This is a genomic window from Streptomyces sp. NPDC059695 (genome assembly GCF_042733785.1).
In the GTDB taxonomy this organism is placed as follows: Bacteria; Actinomycetota; Actinomycetes; order Streptomycetales; family Streptomycetaceae; genus Streptomyces.
On record NZ_JBHWFF010000001.1, the window covers coordinates 402,737 to 423,087 of the forward strand.

At 73.9% G+C, this 20,351-nt stretch carries 22 protein-coding genes; 15 read left to right on the top strand and 7 right to left on the bottom strand.

The window, feature by feature from the left end; genetic code table 11:
* The first annotated feature begins 354 nt into the window (after window positions 1-354).
* The 5 genes from ectA to ACFV2S_RS01760 all read left to right on the top strand — a co-directional run bounded on the left by ectA (window position 355) and on the right by ACFV2S_RS01760 (window position 4,133).
* Window positions 355-885, top strand: coding sequence for a diaminobutyrate acetyltransferase (ectA, locus tag ACFV2S_RS01740; protein ID WP_385553236.1), 531 nt, complete (start codon window positions 355-357; stop codon window positions 883-885).
* A 57-nt stretch (window positions 886-942) separates the two neighbouring features.
* The gene (gene ectB, locus ACFV2S_RS01745) at window positions 943-2,229 is read left to right on the top strand and encodes a diaminobutyrate--2-oxoglutarate transaminase (protein ID WP_385553238.1); all 1,287 of its coding nucleotides are present in this window, start codon (window positions 943-945) and stop codon (window positions 2,227-2,229) included.
* 26 nt (window positions 2,230-2,255) lie between these two features.
* Complete coding sequence (locus ACFV2S_RS01750) at window positions 2,256-2,660, top strand: ectoine synthase (protein ID WP_385553240.1); 405 nt, start codon at window positions 2,256-2,258, stop codon at window positions 2,658-2,660.
* A gap of 51 nt (window positions 2,661-2,711) precedes the next feature.
* Window positions 2,712-3,608: an ectoine hydroxylase gene (gene thpD / locus ACFV2S_RS01755; protein ID WP_385553242.1), complete on the top strand. Its 897-nt coding sequence runs from the start codon at window positions 2,712-2,714 to the stop codon at window positions 3,606-3,608.
* A 96-nt stretch (window positions 3,609-3,704) separates the two neighbouring features.
* The gene (locus tag ACFV2S_RS01760; RefSeq protein WP_385553244.1) at window positions 3,705-4,133 is read left to right on the top strand and encodes an ATP-binding protein; all 429 of its coding nucleotides are present in this window, start codon (window positions 3,705-3,707) and stop codon (window positions 4,131-4,133) included.
* 54 nt (window positions 4,134-4,187) lie between these two features.
* On the opposite strand, the gene ACFV2S_RS01765 is transcribed toward ACFV2S_RS01760, so the two are convergent.
* Window positions 4,188-4,739, bottom strand: a complete 552-nt coding sequence (locus ACFV2S_RS01765; protein ID WP_385553246.1) for an HPP family protein — start codon at window positions 4,737-4,739, stop codon at window positions 4,188-4,190.
* A 184-nt stretch (window positions 4,740-4,923) separates the two neighbouring features.
* Here ACFV2S_RS01765 and ACFV2S_RS01770 point away from each other — a divergent pair, with 184 nt between their 5' ends.
* The 7 genes from ACFV2S_RS01770 to ACFV2S_RS01800 all read left to right on the top strand — a co-directional run bounded on the left by ACFV2S_RS01770 (window position 4,924) and on the right by ACFV2S_RS01800 (window position 10,696).
* Window positions 4,924-5,715: an N-formylglutamate amidohydrolase gene (locus tag ACFV2S_RS01770; protein ID WP_385553248.1), complete on the top strand. Its 792-nt coding sequence runs from the start codon at window positions 4,924-4,926 to the stop codon at window positions 5,713-5,715.
* Between the two features lie 57 nt (window positions 5,716-5,772).
* Complete coding sequence (locus ACFV2S_RS01775) at window positions 5,773-6,018, top strand: DUF6296 family protein (protein ID WP_385553250.1); 246 nt, start codon at window positions 5,773-5,775, stop codon at window positions 6,016-6,018.
* A 149-nt stretch (window positions 6,019-6,167) separates the two neighbouring features.
* The gene (locus ACFV2S_RS01780; protein WP_385553252.1) at window positions 6,168-6,884 is read left to right on the top strand and encodes a flavodoxin family protein; all 717 of its coding nucleotides are present in this window, start codon (window positions 6,168-6,170) and stop codon (window positions 6,882-6,884) included.
* A 115-nt stretch (window positions 6,885-6,999) separates the two neighbouring features.
* The gene (locus ACFV2S_RS01785) at window positions 7,000-7,731 is read left to right on the top strand and encodes an NUDIX hydrolase (protein ID WP_385553254.1); all 732 of its coding nucleotides are present in this window, start codon (window positions 7,000-7,002) and stop codon (window positions 7,729-7,731) included.
* A 249-nt stretch (window positions 7,732-7,980) separates the two neighbouring features.
* Window positions 7,981-8,520: a hypothetical protein gene (locus ACFV2S_RS01790; RefSeq protein WP_383794005.1), complete on the top strand. Its 540-nt coding sequence runs from the start codon at window positions 7,981-7,983 to the stop codon at window positions 8,518-8,520.
* Between the two features lie 74 nt (window positions 8,521-8,594).
* Entirely contained in the window at window positions 8,595-9,869 is a 1,275-nt protein-coding gene (locus ACFV2S_RS01795) for a VWA domain-containing protein (RefSeq protein WP_385553256.1), read from the top strand.
* Window positions 9,869-10,696 carry a hypothetical protein gene (locus tag ACFV2S_RS01800; protein ID WP_385553258.1) on the top strand — a complete coding sequence of 276 codons (828 nt, stop codon included), beginning with the start codon at window positions 9,869-9,871 and terminating at the stop codon, window positions 10,694-10,696. The genes ACFV2S_RS01795 and ACFV2S_RS01800 overlap by 1 nt, the downstream gene beginning before the upstream one ends.
* 82 nt (window positions 10,697-10,778) lie before the next feature.
* Here the strand turns inward: ACFV2S_RS01800 and ACFV2S_RS01805 are convergent, their stop codons facing one another.
* Window positions 10,779-11,999, bottom strand: coding sequence for an MFS transporter (locus tag ACFV2S_RS01805; protein WP_385553260.1), 1,221 nt, complete (start codon window positions 11,997-11,999; stop codon window positions 10,779-10,781).
* 63 nt (window positions 12,000-12,062) lie between these two features.
* Here ACFV2S_RS01805 and ACFV2S_RS01810 point away from each other — a divergent pair, with 63 nt between their 5' ends.
* Window positions 12,063-12,443 (top strand): MerR family transcriptional regulator, encoded by a 381-nt coding sequence (locus tag ACFV2S_RS01810; RefSeq protein ID WP_385553262.1) that lies wholly within the window; start codon window positions 12,063-12,065, stop codon window positions 12,441-12,443.
* Here ACFV2S_RS01810 and ACFV2S_RS01815 read toward each other — a convergent pair.
* Together ACFV2S_RS01815 and leuA are read right to left on the bottom strand one after the other, a co-directional pair.
* Window positions 12,409-13,260 carry an ABC transporter ATP-binding protein gene (locus ACFV2S_RS01815; RefSeq protein WP_385553580.1) on the bottom strand — a complete coding sequence of 284 codons (852 nt, stop codon included), beginning with the start codon at window positions 13,258-13,260 and terminating at the stop codon, window positions 12,409-12,411. The genes ACFV2S_RS01810 and ACFV2S_RS01815 overlap by 35 nt on opposite strands.
* 77 nt (window positions 13,261-13,337) lie before the next feature.
* Window positions 13,338-15,137: a 2-isopropylmalate synthase gene (gene leuA, locus ACFV2S_RS01820; protein WP_385553264.1), complete on the bottom strand. Its 1,800-nt coding sequence runs from the start codon at window positions 15,135-15,137 to the stop codon at window positions 13,338-13,340.
* Window positions 15,138-15,289: 152 nt separating this feature from the next.
* On the opposite strand from leuA, the gene ACFV2S_RS01825 reads away from it, so the two are divergent.
* A complete protein-coding gene (locus tag ACFV2S_RS01825; RefSeq protein ID WP_385553266.1) occupies window positions 15,290-15,982 on the top strand; it encodes a FadR/GntR family transcriptional regulator in 693 nt (230 codons plus the stop codon).
* 131 nt (window positions 15,983-16,113) lie between these two features.
* On the opposite strand, the gene ACFV2S_RS01830 is transcribed toward ACFV2S_RS01825, so the two are convergent.
* The 3 genes from ACFV2S_RS01830 to ACFV2S_RS01840 form a co-directional block, all read right to left on the bottom strand.
* Window positions 16,114-16,593, bottom strand: coding sequence for a (2Fe-2S)-binding protein (locus ACFV2S_RS01830; RefSeq protein WP_385553268.1), 480 nt, complete (start codon window positions 16,591-16,593; stop codon window positions 16,114-16,116).
* Window positions 16,594-16,607: 14 nt separating this feature from the next.
* Window positions 16,608-18,989 carry a molybdopterin cofactor-binding domain-containing protein gene (locus tag ACFV2S_RS01835; protein ID WP_385553269.1) on the bottom strand — a complete coding sequence of 794 codons (2,382 nt, stop codon included), beginning with the start codon at window positions 18,987-18,989 and terminating at the stop codon, window positions 16,608-16,610.
* A gap of 67 nt (window positions 18,990-19,056) precedes the next feature.
* A complete protein-coding gene (locus tag ACFV2S_RS01840; RefSeq protein ID WP_385553271.1) occupies window positions 19,057-19,368 on the bottom strand; it encodes a hypothetical protein in 312 nt (103 codons plus the stop codon).
* 188 nt (window positions 19,369-19,556) lie between these two features.
* Between ACFV2S_RS01840 and ACFV2S_RS01845 the strand changes: the two genes are divergently transcribed.
* Window positions 19,557-20,330 (top strand): type 1 glutamine amidotransferase, encoded by a 774-nt coding sequence (locus tag ACFV2S_RS01845; protein WP_385553273.1) that lies wholly within the window; start codon window positions 19,557-19,559, stop codon window positions 20,328-20,330.
* Window positions 20,331-20,351: the final 21 nt, after the last annotated feature.

The window sequence follows — 20,351 nt, forward strand, 5'->3', positions numbered from 1 at the left end:
TTTGGGGGGGGGGTTTTGGGGGGGGGGGGCCGGGGGGGGGCGCGGGGGGGGGGGGGGGGGCCCCCCCCCCCCCCCGGCTCCCGTCGTGGCGGCCCCTACGCCTGACCGCTTCGGGCGCCCTCAAACACGAAATCGCGGATCGTCTCACGATTCCGACAGCCGGATCAGGAGAACCCGAAGCCGTTACCCGTCCGTTATAAACGGGCACTTTGGTGGGTTCTGTTCGCGTTTTCCGTACGGTTCGGAGCACATTCCCGCCACAGAACGCGTCGGCTCATCTATCACACCCGCCCCACCCCGAACAAGATCCCAGCCCCAGGAAGTTCAGCGGTCCGCTCGGTAACTTCGGCGCCCATGACCACTGCTCCCCTGACATCCCCGACCAGCGACGTCTCCGTCGGACCGGCCGAGATCGCGGACGGCGCCGAGCTCTGGCGGATCGCACGCGGCTCGGGAGAACTCGACCTCAACTCGCCGTACAGCTACCTGCTGTGGTGCCGCGACTTCGCCGACACGACCGCCGTCGCCCGTGACGCCTCCGGGCGGCCCGTCGGCTTCGTCACCGGCTACCTGCGGCCCGACGCACCCCGGACGCTCTTCGTCTGGCAGGTCGCCGTGGAGGATTCGCACCGCGGAACCGGGGTAGCCGGGACCCTGCTCGACGCTCTGTCCGCCCGGGTGGCGGCCGAGCACGGACTCGACCGCGTGGAGGCGACCGTCACTCCGGGGAACCAGGCGTCCGACCGGCTCTTCCGGTCCTACGCCCGACGGCACGGGGCCGACCTCACCCGCGAGGTCCTCTTCCCGGCCGCCTCCTTCCCCGGCTCCGGACACGAGGCCGAGGTGCTCTACGGCATCGGCCCCCTCGCACGCCCGGCCTCCTGAGCCGCCCCCACGCCCCCTCGCCACTCCCCCCGCACCACATCCAGGAGAAGAGACTTCGTGACCCTGACCGACATCGCCGCCCCCTCCGTCTTCGAGACCGTCGAATCCGAGGTCCGCAGCTACTGCCGTGCCTGGCCCGTCGTCTTCGAACGCGCCGCCGGAACCCGGCTCTACGACGAGGACGGCCGCCCGTACCTCGACTTCTTCGCCGGAGCGGGCTCGCTCAACTACGGCCACAACAACCCGGTGCTCAAGCGCGCCCTCCTCGACTACATCGCCGACGACGGCATCACCCACGGCCTGGACATGTCGACGACGGCCAAACGCGCCTTCCTGGAGACCTTCCGCAGCACCGTCCTGGAGCCCCGCGCCCTGCCCTACAAGGTGATGTTCCCCGGCCCCACGGGCACCAACGCGGTGGAGGCGGCCCTCAAACTCGCCCGCAAGGTCACCGGACGCCAGACGGTCGTCTCCTTCACCAACGCCTTCCACGGCATGTCGCTCGGCTCGCTGGCCGTCACCGGCAACGCGGCCAAGCGCGCCGGAGCGGGCGTCCCGCTGCACCACGCCGCCCGGATGCCCTTCGACGACTACCTCGACGGCCAGGTCACCGACTTCCTCTGGTTCGAACGGCTCCTGGACGACGCCGGATCCGGCCTCGACCACCCGGCCGCCGTGATCGTCGAGACCGTCCAGGGCGAGGGCGGCATCAACGTCGCACGGGCCGAGTGGCTGCGCGCCCTGGCGGAGCTCTGCCGCCGGCACGGGATGCTCCTCATCGTCGACGACATCCAGATGGGCTGCGGACGCACCGGCGACTTCTTCTCCTTCGAGGAGGCGGGCATCACGCCCGACATCGTCACCCTGTCCAAGTCCATCAGCGGCTACGGCCTGCCCATGTCCCTCTGCCTCTTCCGCCCGGAGCTCGACGTGTGGGAGCCCGGCGAGCACAACGGCACCTTCCGGGGCAACAACCCCGCCTTCGTCACCGCCACGGCCGCCCTCGACGCCTACTGGCGCGACGACGCCCTGCGCCGGCGCACCCTGGACCGGGCCGGACGCGTGCAGAACGCCCTGCTCGACCTGTGCGGCGACGACGAGGGCACCGGCCTGACCGTACGCGGCCGGGGCCTCGTCTGGGGCCTGGAGTTCACCGACGGGGAGCGCGCCGCGGCCGTGTGCCGGCGGGCCTTCGAGACCGGGCTGCTCCTGGAGACCTCGGGGCCGCGCGGCGAGGTGGTCAAGCTGCTGCCGCCGCTGACCGCGACGGACGACGAACTCGACGAGGGCCTCGGGATCCTGGCCCGCTCCGTCCGCCACGCCGCCCTCCGCCGCGCCGCCTGATCACCCCCACGGAAAGGACACAGACCATGATCGTCCGCACCTTCGACGAGCTCGAGAACACCGACCGGCACGTCAGGGCCTCGTCCGGGACCTGGGAGAGCAAGCGCATCGTCCTCGCCCGCGAGCAGGTCGGGTTCTCCCTCCACGAGACCGTGCTGTACGCCGGGACCGAGACCTCCATGTGGTACGCCCACCACGTCGAGGCGGTCGTCTGCACCGCCGGCGAGGCCGAGCTCACGGACCACGAGTCCGGCCGGACCTACACGATCCTGCCCGGAACCATGTACCTGCTCGACGGGCACGAGCGCCACACGCTCAAGGTCAAGCGGGACTTCCGCTGCCTGTGCGTCTTCAACCCGCCCGTCACCGGCCGCGAGGACCACGACGAGAACGGCGTCTACCCGCTCCTCACCGAACCCGGTCAGGCCTGACGACCGGCCCCCCACCTGATTCCGTACCGCGAAAGGAAGGCGTTCCGCCCCATGGTCTCCGCACCCACCCGTCCCGTCGACCTCTACCCCACCCGCGGCTCCCGGGAGGAGCTCATCGGCCGCAAGGACCCCGTGGTGTGGTCCGAGCCCGGCACGCCGGGCCCGTTCTGGGCCCGGGAGCTGGAGGAGTTCGACCGCGACGGCTTCGTCACGGTGGACGAGCTCGTCACCCCGGACGAGGTCGACGCGCTCCGCGCCGAGCTGGACCGGCTCGTCGTGGACCCGGCCGTACGGGCGGACGAGCGGGCCGTCGTCGAGCCCCGCTCGCAGGAGATACGTTCCGTCTTCGAGGTGCACCGGATCAGCGAGGTCTTCGGCCGGCTGGCCGAGGACCCGCGGGTCGTCGGGCGGGCCCGCCAGATCCTCGGCTCCGACGTCTACGTCCACCAGTCCCGGGTCAACGTCAAGCCCGGCTTCGGCGCCAGCGGGTTCTACTGGCACTCCGACTTCGAGACCTGGCACGCCGAGGACGGCCTGCCCCGGATGCGGACGGTCTCGGTCTCGATCGCGCTCACCCCGAACCACACCACCAACGGCAGCCTCATGATCATGCCGGGTTCGCACCGCACCTTCCTCGGCTGCGCCGGTGAGACGCCCAAGGACAACTACAAGCAGTCCCTCCGGATGCAGGACGCCGGGACGCCGTCCCACGAGGCGCTCACGACCTTCGCCGACGCCTGTGGCATCCGGCACTTCACGGGTCCGGCGGGATCGGCCACGTGGTTCGACTGCAACGCGCTGCACGGTTCGGGCGACAACATCACCCCGTACCCCCGGAGCAACGTCTTCCTGGTCTTCAACAGCGTCGAGAACGCGCCCGAGGCCCCCTTCGCGGCCCCGGTACGCCGTCCCTCCTTCGTCGCCGCGCGCCCGGAGGACCGGACCTGACGGGAGACGGTCCCGCTCCGGGAAAGGCATCAGTCCGGCATGACCGGGCAGACGGGTCCTATCACCCCTGACACATCGGGAAGAAAGGGAACCGTGATGAACACCCGGAGCGAAACCAGGACCCGCACGACGATCGCGGCCCCCCGCACCGTCGGGAGGTCGGCCGGACCCTCGCGGCTCCTCACGCCCGCGCAGGCACGGCAGCTGGTCCGTCAGACGCTGGGGGCCCTGGGCCCCCTGCACGCGGCCCAGGTGGAGGACCTGCTGCTGGTCACCTCCGAACTGGTCACGAACGCGCACCGGCACGGCGGCGGGGTCACCTCGTTCGGCATAGCCGTGGGCCGTGACCGGGTCACCGTCTCCGTGGCCGACTCCAGCGGGGAGCCCCCGCGCCCCCGGCTCCACGACGAGCTGCGGCCCGGCGGCTTCGGCTGGCCGATCGTGCTGCGCCTGTGCCGCGAGGTGACGGTGGACGCGCGGACGGACGGCAAGACGGTCCACGCGGCGGTGGCGGTCGACCGCTGAGCCGCGTGCGGCCGTCCCCGCGTGCGGCCGTCCCCGGGTGCGGCGCCCCGGAGCTCACCACCAGTAGGCGGGGTACCTCGGTGCCGCGCGGCGGATGCGGGAGGCGGCGTACGCGGTGAGGACGAGCAGCACCGTGGCGCCGGCCAGCAGGGGGACGAAGCGGCCGGGCGCGGGGGCCTGGAGCACGATGACGACGGAGGTCGCGCAGGCGGGCGAGTGCGGGGTACGGGCCAGGGTGGTCAGGGCCAGGGTGACTCCGGCGGCGACGGCCGCGGCCCAGGCGCTGCCGTGGGCGGCGACGGCCGCCACGGCGTATCCGGCGGCGGCGCCCAGCAGGTGGCCGACGATCACGCTGCGGGGCTGGGCCAGGGGCAGCGCGGGAGCGCAGTGCACCAGCGCGGCGCTGGCGGCCAGCGGGGGTATGAGGACCGGCTCGTGGATGAGGGCGCCGATGGCGACGAGCCCGAGGAGGGCGGCGGTCGCCGCGCTCACGCTGTGGAAGGCGGCGCCGGGCGCGGGACGGGCCGGTGCGCGCCCGGCGATCCACGGCAGGCGCGGCTCCCGGGCGGGGGCGGTGTCGGGGCGCGGTGCGGCGTCGGTGCTCATGCGATGCGGGTTTCCGGGGCGGGCGGCCGTGGGCCGGGCGGGACGGGGAAGGCGGTCGTTCGGGTCCCTGTGGTCGACAGTCGGCCCGGTCTCACGCCTGGTCCTGGTGCGGCGGCGCGACCTCGCACCACTCTAAGCAGCGGTTTCGCCACGGAGACGGCGGGGTCCGGGGCAGGATCGACCCATGACCGACACCACGCCCCCGTTCCGTCTGCTGCCCGGAGCCCCGGACTCCCCCGTCCTCCTCCATGTCCCGCACTCCTCCCGCGAGATACCGCCGGACGTCCGCGAGGGGATCCTGCTCGGCGACGAGGAGCTGGCGCTCGAGCTGGACCACATCACCGACTCCCACACGGCCGAGATCGCCGCCGTGGCCGCGGCGGCGGCCGGCGCGGCACCGTGGCGGTTCGTCAACCGGCTCTCGCGCCTCGTCGTCGACCCGGAGCGGTTCCCGGACGAACGCGAGGAGATGCTGTCCGTCGGGATGGGCGCGGTGTACACCCGCACCACGCACCGCGCGGCGCTGCGGTCCGAGGGCTTCGACGCGGGTCCGCTGCTCGACCGGTACTTCGCGCCGTACGCCCGGGCGATGACCGACGTCGTGGCCGAGCGCCTCGCCGTGGCGGGCCGGGTGGTGATCGTCGACGTCCACTCGTACCCGACCGGTCCCCTGCCGTACGAGCTGCACGGGAGCGGCCCGCGCCCGCCGGTCTGTCTCGGCACGGACGCGTTCCACACACCGCCCGCGCTGCTCGACGCGGCCCGGCGGGCGTTCGGCGGGTTCGGTGTCGGGACGGACAGTCCCTTCGCCGGGACGTACGTGCCGCTGGAGCACTACGGCAGGGATCCCCGGGTCAGCGCCCTGATGGTGGAGATCCGCCGCGACCTCTACATGAGCGAGCCGGGCGGGCCCGCGGGCCCGGGCGCCGAGGCCCTCGGGCTGGCCCTGGCCGCCCTGGTCGACGCGGTGGCCTGATGAGGCCGGCGCCTTCACGAACAGGTACGAATGTCCGATCAGCGTAAAATCAGGGAGATGAACCCACTCCGCTACGAGCTGGTGTTCTCCGACGGCACGGACTCGGCCGAGGACATCGTGATCGTGGAGCGCACCCAGCTCAAGGGATCCGGGGGCCATCCGGTCTACTCCGACGCCACCGGCATCATCCGGGCCGAGATCAGCGACCGGGACGAGGTGCGCATCCTCGCCTCGGGCGGCCATCAGCAACCCTCCCAGAGCGTCCGGGCCCGCCCGCTCCCCGAGGCGGATCCCGCCGGCTGACACGGCGCCGCGGCCGGGGCGGGGGGCGGGGCGGTCTCAGGCGACCGGCCCAGTTCCGCGGGCGCCCGCGGCGAAGGCCTGGTGAGCTGTACCGGGGAGATCTCCGGCGCCTTCGCATCCGGGCTCCCGGAGCGAATGGAGGGCTTTCCGTGCCGGACCCAACGACGTCGTACGCCGACCTGCGCGCCCTGGTGATCAACTGCACCCTGAAACGTTCCCCGGAGCGCAGCCACACACAGGGGCTGATCGACATCAGCACCGGGATCATGGAGCGCCAGGGCGTGCAGGTCGAGGTGCTCAGGGCGGTGGACATCGACATCGCGACCGGCGTCTGGCCGGACATGACCGAGCACGGGTGGGAGACGGACGAGTGGCCGGTGATCTACTCGAAGGTGATGGCCGCCGACATCCTGACCCTGGCGGGGCCGGTGTGGCTGGGTGACAACTCCTCGGTCATGAAGAAGGTGATCGAGCGCCTGTACGCCTGCTCGTCGATCCTCAACGAGCACGGTCAGTACGCCTACTACGGCCGCGTGGGCGGCTGTCTGATCACCGGCAACGAGGACGGCGCCAAGCACTGCGCGATGAACGTCCTCTACAGCCTCCAGCACCTCGGCTACGTGATCCCTCCGCAGGCGGACGCGGGCTGGGTCGGCCCGGCCGGACCCGGCCCTTCCTACCTCGACGAGGGCTCGGGCGGGCCGGAGAACGACTTCACCAACCGCAACACGACGTTCATGACCTGGAACCAGCTCCACCTGGCGAGGATGCTCAAGGACACCGGCGGCATCCCCGCCCACGGAAACCAGCGCGCCGAATGGGACGCCGGCTGCCGCTTCGACTTCGAGAACCCCGAGCACCGTTAGGAGCGGGCCGGGCGCCGCAGAGCGGCCGGGGATCGAGCAGTGCCCCCTTTCCCCTCGGGGCCCAGTTCGCCACACTGGATCGATGCGGGCGCCCCACGTGCGGGAAGGATCTTCGATGCGGTCTGGGCACCTCCCCGTCGAGTTCCTCGACGCGCGGCGGATCGACTTCGTCGAGCACCCTCCGCCGGTTCTGTCGGCGCGGGAGCGAGGCGCGGTCGATCGCCTCTGGGCGGAGACCGAGGGCCTCAACCCCGCCGCCTTCGACGGCCCGCTCGTCGCGAGCCTGGGCGTCGAGCGGGCCGGGGCCGGCCCGTCGGTGGTGCGATGGGCGCGGATGACGTACCGGTACCGAGCCCTGCGGAAGCTGCGCCCGGCCGAAGAGGTCCCCGGGTCCGTCTTCGCCACGGTCCTGTTGCCGACGGAGGCCGGACTCGTGGTCGGACGCGGCTCCCCCACCACCGCGGCGCCCGGCCACTGGAGCCTCCCCGGCGGGTCGGCGGAGCCCCCTGCGGCCGGCCGGCCGCTGGACGTGGCGTCACTCCGGCGGGATGCCGCCCGCGAACTGGCCGAGGAGCTCGGCGTACGCGTCTCCGACGAGGGGTTGCGGCTGTGGGGCCTCACGCGGGGAGCACGATTCGGCAGCCTCGGCTTCCACTTCCTCGCCCCGCCCGTATCCCGCGCACTCGTACGGCGCCGGCACGCGGAGCTCACGGCGGCGGAGACGGAGCGCGGGGCGGAACCCGAGCTCGACGAGATCGCGTTCGTCCCCTCGGCCGAACGGGCCGGCCGCCTCGGCCCGGGCGCGGACTACCTGCGCCAGGTCCTGAGCCAGTACTTCTCGGACTGAAGCCGCCGGCTGGTCCGGCTCCATGACCCGGCGTCACGACGTGCCGGACTCCGTCGCGCGAGGACCGGCAGACGGGCCACCCCCAAGGGACGGACTTCACCTCTTCCCGGACTTCGGGGAAACGACCGGGGCCGGGGCCCGGCCTTCCGAGGGGTGGGACGTGTGCCACACCGGCTTGACGTGCACACAGGCGGCACTTAGCTTCGCCTTACCTTACTTACGCCGTCCATACGTCCGGAAGATCACCGCATGTCCAGAACCGCGCAGGAGCTCACCCCTTCCTGGCTCCTCACCGCCCTCGGGCTCGCCGCCACCGCCGGGATCGCGGCAGCCTGCTGGACCGCGGGGCACGTCCACGCCGACGCGTCCCTGCTGACGGTGGCCCGCTTCCTGCACGTCGCCTTCCTGGTCGTCGGGCTCGGCTCGGTGCTGGCCGTCGACTGGTTCGCCGTGCTCTGGCTGACCGGGAAGCGCCCCCTCGCCGGCGTCCTCGACACGGCCGTCGCCCTCCAGACACCGATCTGGGCCGGCCTGGGCGGACTGGTCGTCTCCGGGCTCTTCCTCCGCCCCGACCTCCACTCCCCGCTGACCCTGGTCAAGCTGGGCCTCGTCGTCGCCGTCACCCTCAACGGCCTCTGGGCGCACCGCCTCGGCCAGCTCCTGGAGCACCACCGGGGCGGCACCGTCCCGCGACGGCTGCTCGTCCGCTCGGGCCTGGCCGCGACCGTGAGCCAGACCGGCTGGTGGGGCGCCTGCCTCATCGGGTTCGTCAACAGCCAGGGGGCATGACCCCCGTCCGCCCCTCAGGCCCCGGCCCCCACCCCCGTTTTGGTTTGTCGCACGATCATCAATACGATCCGGCGATGATCACGAGAAAACGGCTGGCGACCGGGGCCTGCGCGCTGCTCGCCGCCCTGAGCGTCGCGCTCCTGCCGACGGGCGCGGCCGCCGACGAACCGGCGGCGAAGGAATCCCCCAAGGTCGAGCTGGTCCTCGACGTCAGCGGCTCGATGCGGGCCAAGGACATCGACGGCAAGTCCCGCATGAGCGCCGCCAAGCAGGCCTTCAACGAGGTCCTGGACGCGGTGCCCGAGGAGGTGCGGCTCGGCATCCGCACGCTCGGCGCCGACTACCCCGGCAACGACCGCAAGCGCGGCTGCAAGGACACCCGCTCGCTGTACCCGGTCGGGCCGCTCGACCGGACCGAGGCCAAGACCGCCGTCGCCACCCTCGCGCCGACCGGCTGGACGCCCATCGGCCCGGCGCTGCTGGGCGCGGCCGACGACCTCGGTGAGGACGGGGCGACCAAGCGGATCGTTCTCATCACGGACGGCGAGGACACCTGCGCCCCGCTCGACCCGTGCCAGGTGGCGCGCGAGATCGCGGCCAAGGGCATCCACCTCGTCATCGACACCCTCGGCCTCGTGCCGGACGCCAAGACCCGGCAGCAGCTCACCTGCATCGCCGAGGCCACCGGAGGCACGTACACCTCGGTCCACCGCACCGAGGAGCTCTCCCGGCGCGTCAAGCAGCTGGTGGACCGCGCGGCCGACCCGGTCGTCACCCCCGTGGCCACCCAGGGCGCGGCGCGCTGCGAGAAGGCGCCGCAGCTGAAGCCCGGCCTGTACACGGACCGCGAGTCCTTCGGCGAGCACCGCTGGTACCGGGTGGACCTGCTGCCCGGCCAGGAACTCCGCGCCTCCGTCAGCGTGTCGGCCGACCGTGCCGTCAACGACGACTACGGCGTGCTGCTGCGCGCCGTCACGCTCCACGGGCGGGAGATCGTGCGCGGCTCCGAGGCCGGCGACGGCCGCACGGACGTCATCTCGACCGGGCTGCGCTATCCGAAGCCCGACCTCGACGACGGCCCCAGGGACGCCAAGCCGGCGGCCGAGACCGTCTGCCTCCAGGTCAGCAACTCCTTCTCCGCGCCCCCGTCGGTCAAGACGACGCCGGGCATGCCGGTCGAGCTGACGGTGGACGTCGTCGACGGCCCCTCGTCCGCCTCGGACGTCGCCTCCTTCGGTCTCGGCCGCGGCTGGTGGCTGCTCGGGACGCTGGTCCTCGTGGGCTTCGTCGCCGGTCTGCTCTGGGGCTGGCTGTCCCGCTGGCGCTTCGCTGTCTGGAGGACCAACTGATGCGTACCGTACGGATGCTCGCCACGGCCGCGCTCGCCGGCGCCGCCCTGCTCGGTCTCGCGGCCCCGGCCGCCCTGGCCGACTCCCCCGGCGCCTCGGCGTCCCCCTCCGGCGAGGCGGGCCCCACCGAGGCCGGCACCACCTTCCGCACCGCCGCCCGGTTCCTCCCCGGGCAGCAGGCCACCGCACAGGCCGCGACGGGTGACTACCTGTACTGGGTGTTCCCCGCGGACACCGGCGAGCGGCCGACCGTGAAGGCCACGGTCACCCTGCCCGACGCGGCCCTGCGGCACGGTCCCGCCACCTGGCGCGTCGACGTGTACGACGGGCTGCGGCGGCGGCAGCCGTGCATGTACGGGATGCAGTCCCGTACGGCGGCGAAGGAGACCGCGACCGTGGAGCTGGCCTGTGTGCTGCGCCCGGTCCGGGCCTCTGCGGACGCCTGGGCCAACGACCCGCTGCCCGGCAGCTACTACGTCCGGCTGACCGTCACCGGCGGCTCGGACGAGGACCTCGGCCAGCCGTTCACCGCCCGCGTCGGGGTCGACATAGTCGACAAGGGCGGCGCCTACGCCACGGACGGTTCGCTCGCCGCGCCGCTCGTCCCCGGGGCGACCACCGCCGATCAGGCGAAGGCCGACGAGGACGCGGACCGGAACACGGCCGTCGAGGCGGCGGCCCCGGAGGACGGCTGGTCCTCCGGCTGGTGGTCCGACCGCTGGATCTGGACCCTGGCGGGCGGCGTCCTGGCGGCGCTCGCCGGCATCGGCGGCTACGCCCTGACGCGCGGCTCGGGCCGCCCGTCCCGGGTGCCGCCGGCCGTCTGACCCGGCAGCGCTCCCGGGAACGTACGGAGGCCCCCACCGCGCGCGGTGGGGGCCTCGGTGCGTCCGTCGGTACAGGCGGGGTTCATCCGCGGGCCGGGAAGCCGTGAGCGCGGGCCCCGGTCACGAGCGCGAGCACCGGGACGAGCAGCAGGAGGACGCTCCAGGGCAGGGCGCCCGCGCCGAGCCCGTCGAGGAGGAGGCCGCCGGCGACGCCGCCGGCCGCCATGGCCGCGTTCCAGAGGCTGACCAGCATCGTCTGCGCGGTGTCCGCGTCGTCCCCGCCCGCCTCGGCGACGGCCGTCTGCAGGAGGGTGGGGGCGCCGCCCCAGCCGAAGCCCCACAGCGCGGCGGCGGCGAGGACCAGGGCGGTGTTCGCGGCGGGGACGGCGAGCACGGCCGCGGCGACCGCGAAGAGGATCGTTCCGGCGAGGGTCAGGGCCCGGAGCCTGCGGTCGATGTGACGGCCCGTGAACCAGATCCCGGCGAGCGAGGCGGCGCCGAAGACCAGCAGCACGAGGCCGGTGGAGCCGCCGAGACCGAGGTGGTCCAGGTAGGCGGCGACGTAGGTGTAGAGCACGGTGTGGGCGAGCACGAGGGCGAAGGTGACGGCGAGCACCGGAAGGACGCCGGGGACCTTCAGGGTGCGGGCGACCGGGGCGCGTCCGCCGTGCGGCTCGCCCGGCAGGTCGGGGACGGCGAGCGCGATCCAGCCGAGGAGCACGACGGCGATCACGGTCATGGCGGTGAAGGCGGCCCGCCAGCCGACGGCCTCGCCGAGGAAGGTGCCGGCCGGGACGCCGAGGGAGAGCGCGAGCGGGATGCCCGTCATCGCGACGGCGACGGCGCGGCCCTGGAGGTGCGCCGGGGCGAGGCGGCGGGCGTAGCCGGCGAGCAGGGCCCAGGCGACGCCCGCGGCGACCCCGGCGAGGAACCGGGCCCCCATGGTGAGGGCGTACGAGGAGGAGAACGCGGTCACGGTGTTGGCGGCGGCGAAGCCCGCCATCGAGGTGAGCAGCAGGCGCTTGCGGCGCCAGGCGGCGGTGCGGGCGGCGAGCGGGACGGCGGTGAGGGCCGTCCCGAGGGCGTACCCGGTGACGGACTGTCCCATGGCCGCCTCGCCGACGCCGAGGTCGGCGCTCATCGCGGGCAGGACCCCGGCGGGAAGGGTCTCGGTGAGGCTGGTGACGAAGACGGCGGTGGCGAGGGCGAGGAGCGCCGGGAGGGGCAGCCGGCCGGAGGCGGGGCGGGGTTCGGGGTGCGCGGGCGTGGCGGGACCGGCCGCCACTGTCGTGTCGTGGGTCATGTCCGTATGCTCGAACCCTCACATTGATGTGAGGGTCAAGCGATTCCCTGGAGGGGGCTTCCCATGCGGATCGGCGAGCTGTCCGAGCGCACCGGAACACCGCGCAGGCTGCTGCGCTACTACGAGGAGCAGGCTCTCATCGTCGCGGACCGGCTGCCCAACGGCTACCGCGACTACGACGAGTCGAACGTGGACCGGGTGATGCAGATCCGGGGGCTGCTCGACGCGGGTCTGCCGACCCGCATCATCAAGCAGATCCTGCCCTGCCTGAACAAGCCGCGGACGATCCACTTCCCCGACGCGACCCCGGAGATGCTCGCGACCCTGGAGGACGAGCGGGACCGGATGACCGACCGGATCCGCTGCCTGACCCGGAACCGGGACGCGGTGGCGGAGTATCTGGACGCGGTCAGGGAGAAGCTGGTGGCGGGGTCGTCGGCGTAGCCCGTGCGGGGCGTGCGGTGCGTACGGCGTACCGGCCGCCGTGCCGCTCCACGGCGAGCGACAGGCCGAAGCAGGCGCCGAGGAGTTCCCCGGTGAGCACCTCGTCGACGGGTCCCCGCGCCAGGGCCCGGCCCTCGCGCAGGAGCAGGGCGTGGGTGGTGCCGGAGGGCAGTTCCTCCAGGTGATGGGTGACCAGGACCGTGGCGAGGTCGGGGTGTTCCTCGCCGAGGGTGTCCAGGGCGTCGAGGAGCTGCTCGCGGCCCGGCAGGTCGAGCCCGGTGGCGGGCTCGTCGAGCAGCAGGAGCCGCGGCTCGGGCATCAGGGCTCGGGCGATCAGGGCCCGGCCGCGCTCGCCCTGCGAGAGCGTGGGCCAGCGGGCGGTGGTCCGCCCGGCGAGCCCGAGGGTGGCGATCAGGCGGTCCGCCCGCGCCTCCTGCGCGGGGCTCGGCGTCCACCGGGGCGGCCGTTCGACGGAGCCGACGGCTCCGGTGAGGACGACGTCGCGGACGGCGAGGGCGGAGCGGAGTGGATGGCGGGGCGTGACATGGCCGATGGAGGTACGCAGTTCGCGCAGATCGACCCGGCCGAGCCGGCGGCCGAGGACCTCCACCCGGCCGCGCGTCGGATGGGTCTGGGCGCCGAGCAGCCCGAGGAGCGTGGTCTTCCCGGCCCCGTTGGCCCCGAGGAGCGCCCAGTGCTCGCCGGGCCGGACGGTGAGCGTGATGTCGCGCAGGAGGCGATCGCCCTCGCGGACGACGGTGACGGCCTCGGCGTGGAGAACGGGCGGCGGGGGCTCCACGGGATGCGGGGTGTCCACCGGTTGCGGGGCCTCCACCGGTTGCGCGGACGGTCGTACGGGCGTCGGCAGGGGCGCGGCCGTCCCGGAGAGCCGGCTCATGCCGCGTACGCCCGGTTCACGGCGGAGAGGACGGCCTGTACGGAGGCGGTGAGGACGGAGGTGTCCACGCCCGCGCCCCAGGCGGTGCGGTCCCCCACCCGGCACTCGGCGTAGGCGGCGGCCTCGCCCGCGCTGCCGGTGGTGACGGCGGCGGACCCGCGCGCGCTGCCAGGGGTGGCACCGGCGGACCCGCGCGTGCTGCCGGTGGTGACGGCGTGCTCGGCGAAGTCGATGACGTCGACCGGGACTTCGGCGCGTGCGAGGGCGTCGGCCAGGGCGGCGAGCGGCCCGTTGCCGCGGCCCTCGGCCGGTGCGGTACGGTCGCCGACGCGCAGGACGCAGGTGAAGCGGTGTCCGCCGTCCGCGTCGCGGTCGGTGCTCCAGGACTCCAGGGCGACGGGGCCCTCCCCCCGGCCCGGATCCAGATAGGCCGTGTGGAACAGGGCGTGGAGGTCGTCGGGGGTGGCCTCGCAGCCGCTGTCGTCGGTGACCGCCTGGACGGCGCGGGAGACGTCCGGGCGCATCCGCTCCGGCAGGTCGAGGCCGTGGTGGGTGCGGAGCAGATGGGCGACTCCGCCCTTGCCGGACTGGGAGTTGACCCGGATGACGGCCTCGTAGCCACGGCCGAGGTCGGCGGGGTCCAGCGGCAGGTAGGGCACGTTCCAGGGGGCGAGCTCCGGCGGGATCCCGGCCTCGGCGGCGTCCTTGGCGTGCCGGGCGAGGCCCTTGCTGATGGCGTCCTGGTGGGTGCCGGAGAAGGCCGTGTGGACGAGGTCGCCCGCGTAGGGGTGGCGGGGGTGGACGGGGAGCCGGTTGCAGTGCTCGACGACGTCGCGGACGGCGTCGATGTCGGAGAGGTCGAGCATGGGGTCGACGCCCTGGGCGTAGAGGTTGAGGGCGAGGGTCACCAGGTCGACGTTGCCGGTGCGTTCGCCGTTCCCGAAGAGGCAGCCCTCGACCCGCTGGGCGCCGGCGAGGACGGCGAGTTCGGCGCAGGCCACTCCGGTGCCGCGGTCGTTGTGGGGGTGGACGGAGAGGATCACGGAGTCGCGGCGGGCGAGGTGGCGGTGCACGTACTCGATCTGGTCGGCGTACACGTTGGGGGTGGCGATCTCGACGGTCGCGGGCAGGTTGTGGGTGACGGGCCGGTCGGGGCTCGCGTCCCAGAGGGCGGTGAGGCCGTCGCAGAGCTCCAGGACGTAGTCCGGTTCCGTCAGGTTGAAGGTCTCCGGGGAGAACTGGAAGCGGATGTCGGCGCCGGGCCGGGCCTCGGCGAGCCGCGCCATGAGCGTGGCGGCCTCGTGGACGGTGCGGCGCACCTCGGCGCGGTCGCGGCCGAGGACGGTCTCGCGCCACACGGGCGAGGTCGCGATGTAGAGGTGGACGACGGCGCGGGGCAGGCCGTCGACGGCCTCGAAGGTCCGCTCGACGAGTTCGGGCCGGGCCGGGGTGAAGACCACCGGTGTGACGTCCTCGGGTACGGCACCCGAGGCGACGAGTCCGGCGAGGTGGCGGACGAAGTCGAAGTCGGCGCGGCTGGCGGAGGGGTATCCGACCTCGATCTCCTTGAAGCCCGTGCGGACGAGCAGGTCGAAGAAGCGGTGCTTGCGGTCGGTGTCCATGGGCTCGGCGAGCGCCTGGTTGCCGTCGCGGAGGTCGACGGGGACCCACAGCGGGGCGCTCTCCAGGCGCGCGGACGGCCAGCGGCGGTCGAACTCGGGGACGTGGACGCGCTCCTGGAAGGGTCGGTAGCGGTGGTGGGGCATGGGTCCGGGGCGCTGGGGATTGCGGATCATGGCCGGTACCGTATCCACTCCTCAGCTCCTCAGACAAGTACTCCTCAGACAAGTTCGGGTAGATTCCCCCGCAGCGTTCCCGTGATCCGGAGGACGCGCCCGCACTCCGGACCGTCAGCGACGCTCCGGACATCAGAGAATCAGGTGACCCCATGCCGCTCGGTGCCCTGCGCCCCAGCCCCCTGGTCGAACAGGCCGCCGAGCGGCTGCGCGAACAGATCGTCGGGGGTCAGTGGCCGGTCGGCACCAAGCTCCCCGGGGAGACCACGCTCGCCAGGGAGCTGGGCGTGGGACGCTCCACGGTCCGCGAGGCACTGCGGGCCCTGGCGGGTGCGGGGCTCGTCCAGCCCCGGCAGGGCGCGGGCGTCTTCGTGATCGCGACCCGCCCGGCGGAGGACTGGCCGGCCCGTCTGCGCCGGGCGGCGGTGACGGACGTGTACGAGGTGCGGATGCTGGTCGAGGTGGAGGCGGCGCGGCTCGCGGCGCGGCGCCGGACCGAGGAGGACGTGGCGGCGATGCGGGAGGCGCTGGCCGGGCGCCGGGCGGCCGCCGCGCTCGACGACGCGGGTTTCGTCGACGCCGACATCGCCCTGCACGCGGCGATCGTCGCCTCGGCGCGCAACCCCGTGCTGACCGATCTGTTCGGGGAGTTCGCGCCGGTGCTCCGCGAGGGCCTGATCGAGCTGCTCGATCTGCTGGGGCTGCGGGGAACCGATCTCCGGCACGGCGAGGACGCCCACGCCGACGTGGTCCGGGCGGTGGAGGCGGGCGACCCGGACGAGGCCGCCCGGCTGACCCGCCAGGAGCTGGAGTCCACGCTCGCCCTGCTGCAGTCGGCCCCCTGAGTGCGCGGCGGCGCACGGCCGCCGCTCCCCCACGCCCGGCCTCGCGCGGCCGCCGGGTCTGCCGGCGCGCAGGCCACCGCGCCACCGCGTCTCGGCGTCACCGCGCCTCAGCGCCTCCGCTCCTCCGCGTCTCAGGCCATCCGGCGGGCGCCCTCCAGGACGGCCTGCCGGATGCGGTGGTAGGTGCCGCACCGGCAGATGTTGCGGATGGTGTCGAGGTCGGCCTCGGTGACCTCGTGCCCGGCCTCGCGCGCCCGGCGGACGGTGGCCACGGCGGCCATGATCTGGCCGGGCTGGCAGAAGCCGCACTGGGCGACGTCGAGGTCGAGCCAGGCCTCCTGCATCGGGTGGAGTTCGGCTCCGACGGTGTCCGGGAGGCCCTCGATGGTGGTGATCTCGTCGGTCGGGGCCACGTCGTCGACGCGCACGGCGCAGGGCGTGAACGCCTTGCCGTTGAGGTGGCTCGTGCAGGCCCGGCAGACGCCGACCCCGCATCCGTACTTCGGGCCGGTGACGCCGAGGACGTCCCGGAGGACCCAGAGGAGCCGGACGTCGTCCTCGACCTCGGCGGTGACGGCCTTGCCGTTCAGGATGAAGGTGTGCTGCGGCACGGGGGCTCCAGGTCTCAGATGGTGCGGTCGCGGCCGTCGGTGGGCGAGGCGGGGACGGGCGGGACGGTCGGCAGGGGGGTGAAGGCGAGCGGCTCGGCGTGGTTGACGGGGAAGACCGTCGGCATCGTGCCGGTGGCGCGGCCGTAGGCGCAGGCGACGGCCGCCATGGCCCCGGCGACCGCCAGCTCGCCCGCGCCGCCGGGCTTGTCGCCGCTCGGGGGCATCACGATGATCTCCAGCTCGGGCGGGGTGTTCCACTGCCGGGTGTAGAAGTACTGGTCCCAGCTGCCTTCGAGGAAGTGCCCGTCCCTCAGGTGGAGTCCCGAGGTCAGGGTGAGGGCGATGGCGTCGGCGATGCCGCCCATCATCTGGGCCTCCAGGCCGCGCGGATTGACCGCGAGGCCGACGTCGACGGCGCAGACCACCCTGGTCACGCGCGGACCGGTGTACGCCTGGGGGATCTTCCGTCCGGTGGTCGCGGGGCGGCAGTCGATCTCGGCGAGGACCGCGACGGCCGAGTGGTACTCGGTGTGGACGGCGATGCCCTGGCCGGTGCCGGCCGGCATGCTCCGGCCCCACTCCCCCGCCTCCGCGACCCTGTCGAGGACGGCGCGGGCCCGCCCGTCCTTCAGGAGGCGGCGCCGCATCGCGTACCCGTCCTGGCCCGTGCGCTTCGCCAGCTCGTCCAGGACGAGCTCCTGCGCGCAGCGGACGTTGGGCGAGTAGATGTTCCGCATGGAACCGGTGTTGAAGCCCTTGTCGGTCTCGGCGAGGAGCTGGGTGGTGACGCCGAGGTGGTAGGGGCTGATCTGGGTGAGCTGGAACATCGTCTCGGAGAAGGTGGCGTCGGCGACGGGCAGCCGGGCCGCCTCGGCCGTGAGGACCTCGCCGATGCCGTGCCCGAAGTCGGTGGCCACGGAGGTGTGGCGCTGCTCGTAGGTGAGGACCTCGCCGAGCGAGTACGTGGCGCGGACCCGGGAGGTGGACATCGGGTGCGTACGGCCCTGGCGGAAGTCGTCGGTCCGGTGCCACATCAGCTTCACCGGCTTGCCGAGGGCCCTGGAGATCTCCACGGCCTCGTGGGCGGCGTCGGAGAACAGCTTGCGGCCGAAGGAGCCGCCGCCCTCGGTGACGTGGACGCGGACGGCGGCGGGCGGCAGTCCGAGCCTGAGCGCGATCTGTTCCTGGGCGACGACCGGCGCCTTGAGGGAGGCCCAGACCTCCGCGGAGCCGGGGCGCACGTCGGCGATCGCGCAGTTGGTCTCCAGGGCCGCGTTGCTGGCGAAGTGGAAGGTGAAGCGGGCGTCGACCGCCTTGGTGAGCAGGGGCAGCGCCGGTACGACGAGCGGGAGTTCGGCCCGGCGGAGCTTCTCCAGGACCGTGGCGTCGGAGGCGCCCTCGGCGGTGCCGGGCCCCCAGTCGACCCGGAGGGCGCGGACGGCGTCGACGCACTGGCCGAAGGTGCGGCCGCGGACGGCGACGCCGGTGGAGACGGTGACGACGTCGGTGATGCCGGGCATGGCCCGGACCTCGGCGAGGTTGGCCACGGAGCGGACGGTGCCGTTGATGGTGGGGGGACGGCAGACCATGGTGGGCAGGGCGTCCGGGATCCGGAGGTCCATCGCGAACCTCTTGCGCCCGGTGACGGCTTCGAGGGCGTCCACGCGGCGCTGGGCGGTGCCGATGACGCGGAAGCGGTCCGGGTCCTTGAGGGTGACCTCCACGGCGGCGTCGGTGAGGGCGGCGGCCTTCTCGGCCAGTTCGCCGTAGCCGAGGAGCGCGCCGGCCGGGGAGAGGACGGCGCCGGCCTTCGTGGTGAGGGTGCCGACGGCGGCGCCGAGGACGAGCGACGCGGCGTGCAGCAGCCTGGCCCGGGCGAGGGCGGCGGCGACCCGGATCGGGGTGTAGGTGGAGTAGGTGGTGTTGGAGCCGCCGGTGAGCTGGTTGAAGAGCAGTTCGGGGCGGGCGTCGGCGAGGGTGACCTTCACCTTGTCGAGGGGCAGGTCCAGTTCCTCCGCGACGATCATGGCGCTGGAGGTGGTGACGCCCTGGCCCACCTCGGCGCGGGGCAGCGCGAAGTGGGCGGTGCCGTCGGTGTCGATCCGGATGGTGATGAGGCCGCTGGTGGGCAGGGCGGCCAGCGTGAGCAGCTCGTTGAGGTCGAGGAGTTCGGCCGGTCCCGGCAGCGAGGGGATGAGCGCGGGGACCGCCGCGGCGGCCTGCCGCGGAGCGAGGGCCTCGACGCCGAGCCGGGCGGCGACGGTGAGGGTGGGCGCGGCCAGGACGTATCCGAGGAACCGCCGCCGTCCGACGCCCTCCTCGGACGGGCGGTCCGGGCTCCCGTCCCCGGAGCCGCTCGTGTGGTCCTCGTCCCGTACGCGGTGCCGCCTCGCCATGCGGTGTGCCTTTCGCCATGGACCCGGGGTGTTACTCCCGGGTACTCCCAGTGGCGACGATCATCGCTCATGTGCGGGGCGTACGGGAGCCGTTCGCGGGGGACTTCCGGCGCGGACGTCTCCCCCGCGGACGGTCGTGGCCGCGGCTCCGCGGCCGGCCGCCGGGGCGCAGCCGGGCTCCCGAGCGGAGCTGCGCGCGGGAGATCCGGGCGCGCTGGCCGCCGCCCGCGATCATGGCGTTGACGGAGACCATCGGGTCCCCGCCGACCGACCTCGCGATCAGGGCGCCGAGGACCAGCGGGCCGAGGGCCACCGCGAGGGCCGTGCCGGTGGCGGTGACGTGCTGGAGGCGGCGGGTGCGCCGGGCGTCGAAGGTCATGGCCCCAGTCCACCGGCGGACGGCGGCGGCCGTATCGGTCGGCGTACTCAGACCTCCGACGCGCGCTACTCAGATGTGATCACGCACCGGTTCCCGGGGGGGTCCCGCGGCGGGCCTCCTTCGGAGATCCTCGGGGGGTGCGAACGCGCCTGGGCGTTCCCGGGGCGGGATGGAAGGGCGGGGCGGCCGTGACGACGGAGACGAACGGGACCGGTACGGCGGGAGGCGGCGCGCCCGCCGTCCTCGTGGTGCAGCACGAGGAGGACGCGGGCCCCGGCCTGGTCGGCGAGCACCTCGCACGGGCCGGGCTCCGTCTCGACGTGCGGCGCGCCTGGGAGGGCGAGCCGCTCCCGGAGACCCTGGGCGGCCACGCGGGGCTCCTCGTCCTCGGCGGGTCCGTCAACTGCGAGGAGGACGGGGCCGCGCCCTGGCTGCCCCGGGTCCGCACGCTCGCCCGCGAGGCCGTGGCCGGGGAGGTGCCGCTGCTCGGGATATGCCTGGGCGGCCAGATCGTCGCCCACGCCCTGGGCGGTTCGGTGGCACGGCGGGCCCAGGGGCCCGAGGTCGGCGCCGTACCGCTGCGCAGGCTGCCGGCCGCCGCGGGCGACCCGGTGCTCGGCGGGGTGCCGGAGGGCGCCCCCGCGGCGCAGTGGCACTGGGACGAGGTGGACCGCCTGCCGGCCGGCGCCGTTCCGCTGCTGGGCGGCGACGACTGCCCGTACCAGGCGTTCCGCGTGGGGTCCTCCGGCTGGGCGGTGCAGTTCCATCCGGAGGCGGGCGCGGACACGGTCGCGGACTGGGCGGCCGGCGACGCCGGGCAGCTGCGGACGGCGGGGGTGGACGCCGGGGAGGCGGTGGCGTCGGTACGGGCGGCGGAGCCGGAACTCCGTGCCGTCTGGGGAGCGGTGTCCGAGGCCTGGGGCGCGGTCGTCCGCGCCCGCGCGGGCGTGCGCGGCGTCTGAGACGGGGACCCGGCGCGTACG

Excerpts from the sequence above, each read along its gene's own strand:
- ectA (WP_385553236.1), top strand. The coding sequence starts at position 355 with ATGACCACTGCTCCCCTGACATCCCCGACCAGCGACGTCTCCGTCGGA.
- ACFV2S_RS01750 (WP_385553240.1), top strand. The coding sequence starts at position 2,256 with ATGATCGTCCGCACCTTCGACGAGCTCGAGAACACCGACCGGCACGTC.
- thpD (WP_385553242.1), top strand. The coding sequence starts at position 2,712 with ATGGTCTCCGCACCCACCCGTCCCGTCGACCTCTACCCCACCCGCGGC.
- ACFV2S_RS01760 (WP_385553244.1), top strand. The coding sequence starts at position 3,705 with ATGAACACCCGGAGCGAAACCAGGACCCGCACGACGATCGCGGCCCCC.
- ACFV2S_RS01765 (WP_385553246.1), bottom strand. The coding sequence starts at position 4,739 with ATGAGCACCGACGCCGCACCGCGCCCCGACACCGCCCCCGCCCGGGAG.
- ACFV2S_RS01770 (WP_385553248.1), top strand. The coding sequence starts at position 4,924 with ATGACCGACACCACGCCCCCGTTCCGTCTGCTGCCCGGAGCCCCGGAC.
- ACFV2S_RS01775 (WP_385553250.1), top strand. The coding sequence starts at position 5,773 with ATGAACCCACTCCGCTACGAGCTGGTGTTCTCCGACGGCACGGACTCG.
- ACFV2S_RS01785 (WP_385553254.1), top strand. The coding sequence starts at position 7,000 with ATGCGGTCTGGGCACCTCCCCGTCGAGTTCCTCGACGCGCGGCGGATC.
- ACFV2S_RS01790 (WP_383794005.1), top strand. The coding sequence starts at position 7,981 with ATGTCCAGAACCGCGCAGGAGCTCACCCCTTCCTGGCTCCTCACCGCC.
- ACFV2S_RS01795 (WP_385553256.1), top strand. The coding sequence starts at position 8,595 with ATGATCACGAGAAAACGGCTGGCGACCGGGGCCTGCGCGCTGCTCGCC.
- ACFV2S_RS01800 (WP_385553258.1), top strand. The coding sequence starts at position 9,869 with ATGCGTACCGTACGGATGCTCGCCACGGCCGCGCTCGCCGGCGCCGCC.
- ACFV2S_RS01805 (WP_385553260.1), bottom strand. The coding sequence starts at position 11,999 with ATGACCCACGACACGACAGTGGCGGCCGGTCCCGCCACGCCCGCGCAC.
- ACFV2S_RS01810 (WP_385553262.1), top strand. The coding sequence starts at position 12,063 with ATGCGGATCGGCGAGCTGTCCGAGCGCACCGGAACACCGCGCAGGCTG.
- leuA (WP_385553264.1), bottom strand. The coding sequence starts at position 15,137 with ATGATCCGCAATCCCCAGCGCCCCGGACCCATGCCCCACCACCGCTAC.
- ACFV2S_RS01825 (WP_385553266.1), top strand. The coding sequence starts at position 15,290 with ATGCCGCTCGGTGCCCTGCGCCCCAGCCCCCTGGTCGAACAGGCCGCC.
- ACFV2S_RS01835 (WP_385553269.1), bottom strand. The coding sequence starts at position 18,989 with ATGGCGAGGCGGCACCGCGTACGGGACGAGGACCACACGAGCGGCTCC.
- ACFV2S_RS01840 (WP_385553271.1), bottom strand. The coding sequence starts at position 19,368 with ATGACCTTCGACGCCCGGCGCACCCGCCGCCTCCAGCACGTCACCGCC.